This window comes from Actinoplanes sp. NPDC048791 (assembly GCF_040650095.1).
In the GTDB taxonomy this organism is placed as follows: Bacteria; Actinomycetota; Actinomycetes; order Mycobacteriales; family Micromonosporaceae; genus Actinoplanes.
In genome coordinates this window covers 1-2,002 of the sequence record NZ_JBEZGQ010001309.1, presented here as the reverse complement: position 1 = coordinate 2,002, position 2,002 = coordinate 1, and the positions used below count along the sequence as shown (strand labels likewise).

Annotated in this window: 1 protein-coding gene and 1 pseudogene; one reads left to right on the top strand and one right to left on the bottom strand. The window is 68.4% G+C overall.

Annotated features, from left to right (window positions below; genetic code table 11):
• The coding region (locus tag AB0C29_RS45740) for a non-reducing end alpha-L-arabinofuranosidase family hydrolase (protein ID WP_360834266.1) at positions 1-1,885 on the bottom strand (1,885 nt) is incomplete at its 3' end.
• Position 1,886: 1 nt separating this feature from the next.
• Between AB0C29_RS45740 and AB0C29_RS45735 the strand changes: the two are divergent.
• A pseudogene (locus tag AB0C29_RS45735) lies at positions 1,887-2,002 on the top strand (endo-1,4-beta-xylanase); the annotation flags it as partial.

The window sequence follows — 2,002 nt, the reverse complement described above, 5'->3', positions numbered from 1 at the left end:
GCCGGGTACGCGCGGACGCGTCCCGGTACGCCCTCACCGAGGCGGCCACCTGGGCCGGGTACTGGCTGGGGCAGCGTCGCAGCGTCAGCAGCGCCGGCCGGTACGGCAGCAGCCCGTAGTCGCCGCCGGAGCTCGGCGAGCGGCCCTGGTAGAGCAGCTGCAGGTTGCACGGGTCGACCGTCATCGTCTGGTCGGCGTTGGTACGGATCAGCTCACCGTGGCTGATGTCGTTGGTCCACGTCGCACCGCTGTTGGCCTTGCCCGCGAACGGGTTGCTCTCCGTCGCGGCCTGCGGCGTCCACGAGCCGTTCAGGCTGGTGGCCGTGAAGGACCGGAAGTAGCGGCCGTTGGCGCCGATGGCTTCGACGATCATCAGGTACTGGTTCTGGCCCTGGAGCTTGTAGACCTGGGGTGCTTCGAACAGGTTGTTCTTCGTGTCGCTCATGACCACGGTCGAGGTCGAGCCGAAGTTGCCGGGGAAGTTGCCGATCGGCATGCTGGCCCGGTAGATCTTGCCGTTGTCGCCGGCGAAGAACAGGTACATGTTCGTGCCGTCGCCGATCAGGGTCTGGTCGATCGGTCCGGTGTCGGAGCCGCTGATCGAACCGGTGAACAGCGGCTGGGCCGCCGACCAGCTGTTGGCGTTGGCCGGGTCGGTCGACGTGCGGTAGGAGAACGCGGTCGGGCCCCACTGGTGGGCCAGCACCCAGATGTTCTTCGGCGCGAAGTAGAACAGCGACGGCGCGACGGTGCCGGCGTTCATCTTGTTCTGGCTGGCCGAGCCGAGCTCGGAGAAGTTGTTGACCAGGCCGAAGTTCATCGAGCCCCACGAGGTGCCGGTGTCGTGGGTGGTGGAGTAGACGAGCTGCTTGCCGTTGTAGGGCGCGGTGGTGAAGTCCTTGAGCGACACCCAGCCCGACTTCGGGTTGGCCAGCGAACCGGTCGAGTTCCACCGGTACGACGAGGGCAGCGCGCAGGCGGCCGGGGTCGTGGTGGGCGTGGTCGGCGAGGTGGTGGTGCCGCCGCCGGAGCCGTTGCACGAGGTGATCCGGGGACGGGCGGTGGTGTTGCCGTTGAACATGGTGGTGAAGCCGAACGCGTTGCCGGAGCCGTTGGCCTTCACCGTCATGACGGTGCCGCTGGCGTCCCAGGTCGCGGTGCCGCTCCAGACGGAGGAGACCTTCTGGGGGGCCGTGAAGGTGACCACGACACTCCAGTCGCCGGCTCCGGTCACGGTGACCGTGGAGTTGTAACGGTCGCCCCAGGCGGTGCCGGGGGTCAGCGTCGCGGTGCAGCTGCCCGATCCGGTGGCCGGCGGAGTGGTCGGGGAGGTCGTCGGGGTCGTCGCGCCGCCGGCGTTGAGGGCGTTCAGCACCGAGGTGTAGGCGGCCTTCTTGTTGCCCGAGCCGTCGAACAGCAGCGGGTTCTCACCCGGGCGCCAGGAGTCGCTGTCGCGGATGCCCCAGGCGGTGATGCCGGTGCACCGCGCCACCGCGAGGCAGGCCTTGGTGACCGTGGCGTAGATGTTGGCCTGGTTGCCGCCCTGTGCGATGTCCAGCTCGGTGATCTGCACGTCCACGCCCAGGTCGGCGAAGCGCTGCAGGTTCGCCTGGTACGTCGAGTCGATGCCGGTGCCCAGGTGGGACTGGAAGCCGACGCAGTCGATCGGGACGCCGCGGGACTTGAAGTCGCGGACCATGTTGTAGATACCGGTCGACTTCGCGTTGACGCCGTCGGTGTTGTAGTCGTTGTAACAGAGCTTCGCGGCCGGGTCCGCCGCGCGGGCGGCGCGGAAGGCGGCCTCGATCCAGTCGTTGCCGGTGCGCTGGAGGTTGGAATCACGTCGGGCCCCGCTGCCGCCGTCGGCGAAGGCCTCGTTGACCACGTCCCAGTCGCTGTCGGGCACTGCGCTGCGCAGCGCCGCGATCAACCACGTCACCCAGGTCGCCACCCACTACAAGGGCAAGATCTACGCCTGGGACGTGGTCAACGAGGCCTTCGC